6 protein-coding genes are annotated in these 5899 nt (G+C 71.4%); 4 read left to right on the top strand and 2 right to left on the bottom strand.

Translation table 11 applies throughout. The features are described from left to right. The first annotated feature begins 195 nt into the window (after window positions 1-195). Window positions 196-978 (top strand): potassium channel family protein, encoded by a 783-nt coding sequence (locus tag B7X32_RS17535; RefSeq protein WP_292722551.1) that lies wholly within the window; start codon window positions 196-198, stop codon window positions 976-978. A 21-nt stretch (window positions 979-999) separates the two neighbouring features. On the opposite strand, the gene B7X32_RS17530 is transcribed toward B7X32_RS17535, so the two are convergent. Then, entirely contained in the window at window positions 1000-1806 is an 807-nt protein-coding gene (locus tag B7X32_RS17530; RefSeq protein WP_292722548.1) for an SDR family oxidoreductase, read from the bottom strand. A 62-nt stretch (window positions 1807-1868) separates the two neighbouring features. Further along, window positions 1869-2615: an SDR family oxidoreductase gene (locus B7X32_RS17525; RefSeq protein ID WP_292722545.1), complete on the bottom strand. Its 747-nt coding sequence runs from the start codon at window positions 2613-2615 to the stop codon at window positions 1869-1871. Window positions 2616-2879: 264 nt separating this feature from the next. Here B7X32_RS17525 and B7X32_RS17520 point away from each other — a divergent pair, with 264 nt between their 5' ends. The 3 genes from B7X32_RS17520 to B7X32_RS17510 are packed head-to-tail and all read left to right on the top strand — an operon-like array spanning window position 2880 to window position 5855. After that, window positions 2880-4325 (top strand): APC family permease, encoded by a 1446-nt coding sequence (locus B7X32_RS17520; protein ID WP_292722542.1) that lies wholly within the window; start codon window positions 2880-2882, stop codon window positions 4323-4325. A gap of 41 nt (window positions 4326-4366) precedes the next feature. Beyond that, window positions 4367-5209, top strand: a complete 843-nt coding sequence (locus B7X32_RS17515; RefSeq protein ID WP_292722540.1) for a MoaF C-terminal domain-containing protein — start codon at window positions 4367-4369, stop codon at window positions 5207-5209. 1 nt (window position 5210) lies between these two features. Continuing rightward, window positions 5211-5855 carry an amidohydrolase family protein gene (locus tag B7X32_RS17510; RefSeq protein WP_292722537.1) on the top strand — a complete coding sequence of 215 codons (645 nt, stop codon included), beginning with the start codon at window positions 5211-5213 and terminating at the stop codon, window positions 5853-5855. Window positions 5856-5899: the final 44 nt, after the last annotated feature.

Genomic DNA, 5899 nt, shown 5'->3' with positions numbered 1-5899 from the left:
CGGCGGGGATCCCTCCCCGTCCGATCACGAGCACCGCGAGCGCCACGAGGGCGACCACGACGACGATCGTCGTCCACCGCGCCCTCCGAGTCACGGCGCCCAGCCTAGACCGCCGATCCACCGCGGAACGACCGCCGTACCACCTCGGAACGACCGCGGGTCCCGCCCCCGGCCCGCCGGGCGTACGATGCGCGCATGACGTTGGAGCGCTGGCGGCGGATCGCCGAGTGGCCGCTCGTCGTCGCGTCCGTGCTGTTCCTCGTCACCTACTCCATCCAGGTGATCGTGGATCCGAAGGGCGAGGTCGGGGCCCTGCTCGAAGACCTGCTCTGGGTCTCCTGGGGCACGTTCCTCATCGACTACGTCGTGAGCCTCGTGATCGCGCCGCGGCGCTGGCACTGGTTCTTCACGCACCTGTTCAACCTCGCGACCGTCGTGCTGCCGATGCTCCGCCCGCTGCGGGTGCTGCGCGTGGTCACGCTGCTCGCGGTGCTGCAGCGCACCGCCGGCCGAGCCGTGCGCGGGCAGATCGTCATCTACGTCACGGGCGCGACCCTGCTGCTCGTCTACGTCGCGTCCCTCGCGGTGCTCGACGCCGAGCGCGCGGGCGGCGGCAGCATCGTGACCTACCCCGACGCGATCTGGTGGGCGTTCACGACCATCACGACCGTCGGCTACGGCGACCTCGTTCCCGTCACGCTCGAGGGCCGGGTGATCGCCGTGGGGCTCATGCTCAGCGGCATCGCCCTGCTCGGCGTCGTCTCGGCGACCTTCGCCTCGTGGATCGTCGAGCAGGTGTCGGCCGAGAACACCAGCCGCCAGGCGGCCACGGTCGCGCACGTCGACGCGCTGCGCGCCGAGATCGCGGAGCTGCGCACGGTCCTCGCCCGGATGGATCCGGCTCTGCGCGCCGACGATGCGCACGCACGGCCCGCCGCAGAGCCGGACGGTCCTGATCCGCGCACCGCCGAGGGCTGACGACGGATCAGGACCGGCGCCTCACATCCCGGCGTGCTCGAACGCGGTCGTGGGCAGGTCGACGATATGCGCGCCGCCGTCGACGACCAGCACGGATCCGGTCATGTACGACGACTCGCCGGATCCGAGGAAGCGCACCACGGCGGCGATCTCGGCGGGCTGCGCCGGGCGGTGCAGCGGCACGTCCGCGGTGACCGTGGCGTACGCCTCCTCGCGCGACGCGAGCCCGGCGTGCTCCGCGAACTCGTCCATCTCCTCGTCCGCCATCGGCGTCTGCACCCAGCCGGGGCACACCGCGTTCACGCGCACCCCGTGCTTGCCGTAGTCGCGCGCGAGCGTGCGGGTGAGGCCGATGAGCGCATGCTTGCCGACCGTGTACCCGGCGACGGAGGGGCCCGCGAAGAGTCCGGCGAGCGAGGAGATCACGACGATCTGCCCCTTCGCCTCGATGAGCGCGGGCAGCGCCTCGCGCGCCATCACGAACGCGGTCGTGAGGTTCGCGCGGATCGCGCTCTCCCAGCCGGCATCGTCCGTCTCCCCGACCGGGGCGAAGCCGTGCCCGCCCGCGTTCGCGACGAGCACGTCGATGCGGCCGAACGTCGCGAGCACCTCGGCGACCGCGCGCTTCGCGTCCTCGGTCGAGGCGGCGTCGGCGATCACGGGGTGCGCGCCGACCGCGCGCTCGACCTCGCGCAGCGGGGCCTCGCGGCGTCCGACGACGACGACGTGCGCGCCCTCTGCGGCGTAGCGGGCGGCGATCGCGGCGCCGATGCCGGTGCCGCCGCCGGTGATGACGACGACGCGTCCGGTGGATCCATTGGTGGTCATGGGGTCTCCTGTCGTGGAAGGCGGGGGAAGTCGGGGGGAAGTCGTGGGGAGCCGAAGAAGGTCTAGGCGGGGAAGCCGGAGCGGGCGCTGTAGCCGAAGTCGCTGAGGATCCCTGACCCGTTCACCGCACGCGCGCGCGGGGATGCGAGGTAGACGACATGAGCCGCGATCTCCTCGGCGGTCTGCACCGGGAACGCAGGGGCCGCGAACGCCTCGTCGCCGAGATCGCCCCGGCTCATCGGGGTGTCCACGATCGAGGGCGACACGGTCGTGACGCGCACGTCGTCGTCGGCGAGGTCGACGCTGAGCGCGCGTCCGAACTGCACGAGAGCGGCCTTGGACGCGCAGTACGGCGCCATCCCGGCCGAAGCCACGAACGCGGAGTCGCTCGCGACCAGCACCACCGAGGCCGCAGGCGCCGCACGCAGCGCCGGCAGCGCGGCCCGCAGCACGAGGAACGCACCCGTCACGTTCACGGCGAAGACGGCCTGCCACTCGGCGAGCGAGGTCTCGTCGATCCCGGATCCGACCGGGCCGGAGATCCCCGCGCAGCACACCACCGTGTGCAGCCCGTCGAGCGCCACCACGGCATCGGCCACCGCCGCGCCGACCGCGGCCTCGTCCGTGACGTCGGCGACCACGAGGACGGATCCCGGGCAGGACGCGGCGGTCTCCTCGAGCCCCGCCGCGGAGCGATCCAGCAGCGCGACCCGCACGCCCTCGGCCGAGAGCGCCTGCGCGACGGCCCGACCGATCCCTCCGGCGGCACCGGTGACCAGGGCGGTCCTGCCCTGCAGCTGCAGCTCCATCGCCGCTCCCTCCGAGTGGGGAGCCTGCCTGGCCGACCGGCTCCGTTCCGCCATCCTGCTCCGCGGACACGGCGGGATCGAGAGGGCGCGCGCCGGGTGTGCACGCTGACACCATCGTCCTTCACTCATGGGCAAGCCCCTCGCACCGCGGAGGGGCAGACTCGGCAGAGTCCGATACCGCCCGTCTTCCCGGCAGCACGACGTCCGCGCTGCAAGGCCCGCCCTGGCCGGAAGAACGCGCCGTCACCGAGCGAAGGAGCCGACGTGACCGCTACACCCGACCAACAGACCCACACCGCACTGCGACAGGGAGCCCTCGGCGTCGCCGGGATCGTCTTCCTCGTGCTGGCGGCCGTCGCCCCCCTCACCGGGATCGTCGTCGTCGCCTCGCTGGTGATCGCCTTCGGCAACGGCGGCGGCGCCCCGGTGTCGTTCTTCCTGGTGGCGGTGATCCTGCTGCTGTTCGCCGTGGGCTATGCGCAGATGTCGAAGCAGCTCGTCAACGCCGGCGGCTTCTACGCCTTCGTCGTGAAGGGCCTCGGCCGCACCGGCGGGCTCATCGCCGGCCTCATCGCGACCCTCGGCTACAACTTCTTCGTCGTCGGCACGATCGGCACCAGCGGCTTCTTCATGCAGACGATCATCGCCCAGCTCACCGGACTCGACATCCACTGGCTGGTGTGGGGTCTGCTCTCGATCGCGGTGTGCTTCGTGCTCGCGCGCGTCGGCGTGGACTTCTCCTCCAAGGTGCTCGGCGTCTGCCTCGTGCTCGAGGTGAGCATGCTCGTCGTCTTCGACATCTCGGTGCTCATCCGCACCGGCTACAGCTTCGAGGCGTTCAGCCCCGAGGCCGTGTTCTCCGGATCCCTTCCGATCGGCCTGCTGCTCGCGGCCACCGGCTTCCTCGGCTTCGAGGCGACCGCCCTGTTCAGCGAGGAGGCCAAGCAGCCGCTGCGCACCATCCCGCGCGCCACCTACACGGCCATCACCGCGATCGGCGTCATCCTCGGCGTCACCACCTGGGCCGTCGTGAGCGCGATCGGCGTCGCGAAGGCGCAGAAGACCGCGGTCGACCACCTCGCGGACGGCGACCTCATCTTCTCGATCGCGCAGACCTACCTCGGCGGTCCGCTCACCACGGTCATGGAGATCCTGCTGCTCGTGAGCCTCTTCGCCGCGATGCTGGCCTTCCACAACTCCGCGACGCGCTACCTGTACGCGCTCGGCCGCGCCCGGATCCTGCCGCACGCCTTCGCCCGCACCCGTGCCGGCGGCGCCCCGCAGATCGCCGGCATCGTGCAGGCCGGGTTCGCCGCGGTCGTCGCGGTGATCTTCTTCCTCGCCGGCGCCAACCCGATCACCCAGATCGTGCCCGCGATGCTCGGCTTCGGCACGCTCAGCGTGCTGATCCTGCAGGGTCTCGCGGCCCTCTCGATCGTCGTGTACTTCCGCCGCCGCAACGACGGCCGCTGGTGGAGCACGTTCATCGCCCCCGGCATCGGCTTCCTCGGCATCGCGGCGATCGCGATCCTGGCGATGTTCAACTTCAACATCGTGGCCGGATCCGAGGAGCTCTGGATCAACCTGCTGCCGCTGCTGCTCGTGCTCGCCGTGATCGGCGGGATCTTCTACGCGCAGTACCTGAAGCGCTCGAAGCCCGCCGTGTACGACGGCCTCGCCGCCGACCTCGAGCAGTTCAGCACGCGCTGATCGTCCGCATCCCCTCCCCGAACCACCCATCAAGGAGCATCATGACCACCATGAACCCCGCCGACACGTCGACCTGGCTTCCGCTGGACGGCCTCGCCCCCGGCTTCGACGCGAACAAGGCGCCCCACACCACGGCGCTGTCCGGCCGCCAGATCGACCTCACCGCCCCCAACGGCACCCGCATCGCGCACCGCTTCGCCGATGCCGAGGTCACCTGGACCTACTCCCCCGGCGAGGGCGATCCCACTGCGCCGGCCAGCGACACCGACGCCTATGAGGCGTTCGAGGTCGACGAGGATCTGTTCTTCGTGCAGTTCCACCACGACTACCTGCCGAACGAGGCCGTCTCGCTCGTCGTGGACCTGCGCGCGGGGCGCGTGCTCTCGATCCTCAGCGAGATCCTGCCCGCCGATGAGAAGGGCCGCACGCGCGTGCAGCACCACTTCGGCACGGCGACGATCGACGGCACCGCACCCTCCGGCGACGAGCCGCACCCGACGACCGCGCTGATCGGCCGCCGCGTGGAGTGGGTGTACAGCACCGAGCACGCCTACGAGCACGTGTACCTGTCCGAGCGCTGGTACAGCTGGCAGTGCCTGGCCGGTCCGGAGCGCGGCCTCGCCGACACCGACGAGAACAGCGTGTGGGAGGTCCGCCCCGGCATCTACGTGTTCGCCTGGCGCGAGAAGGTCATCCCCTGCGCCTCGGTCACGATCGCCGACCACCGCGACGTCACGAAGATCCGCTCGCACGGTGTGCTGTTCGGCCTGGACGAGACCGGCGAGGTGCCCACGCACTTCACGTTCGGCGCCTGGGGGCGCCTCATCTCGGTGACCCAGCACGCGCCGGAGCTCGAGCCCGCGTACTTCGGAACCGGAGCCTGACATGACGACCGCCCCCGCCGAGCTCATCGTCGTCGCCGACGTCATCCGCACTGTGGACCCCGCGCACCCCGTCGCGGAGGCGTTCGCCGTCCGCGACGGCCGCATCGCCGCGATCGGCGCGCGCGCCGAGGTCGAGGCGCTGCGCGGACGCCGCACGCGGGTTCTCGAGCTCGGCGGGGCCGCGGTCTACCCCGGCTTCGCAGACGTGCACAACCACCACGCGATGGCGGGGCGCACGGACCTGTTCGAACTGGCCCTGCCCTCCTCGCTCACCCTGGCGGAGATCCTCGACCGCGTGCGGGAGAAGGCGGCGACGCTGCCCGAGGACGCATGGATCATCGGCGGCCCCGTCGCGAGCACGATGCTGCCGACGCTCGCGAACACCGCCTCCCGCCGTCTGCTGGACGACGCTGCCGGCGGACGCCCCGTGATGCTCGTCGAGGACTCCCGGCACAACCGCTGGGCGAACTCGCGCGCCCTCGAGCTCGCCGGCATCGCGCCGGGCTCGGTTCCCGAAGGCGGCGTGACGATCCTGGACGACGAGGACGGCACCCCGACCGGCGTCCTGCTCGAAGCCGCAGGGATCCCGTGCGCGGAGTTCGGCGTCGCGAAGTTCCAGTTCGCATCGAACGTCAGGTCCGTGTAGCGCCAGATCGCGTACTGGGTCGCCTCGATCGCGTCGTTCGCGCT

The sequence above is a fragment of the Microbacterium sp. 13-71-7 genome (genome assembly GCF_002257455.1).
Lineage (GTDB): Bacteria > Actinomycetota > Actinomycetes > Actinomycetales > Microbacteriaceae > Microbacterium.
This window is presented reverse-complemented; position numbering and strand designations above follow the sequence as displayed.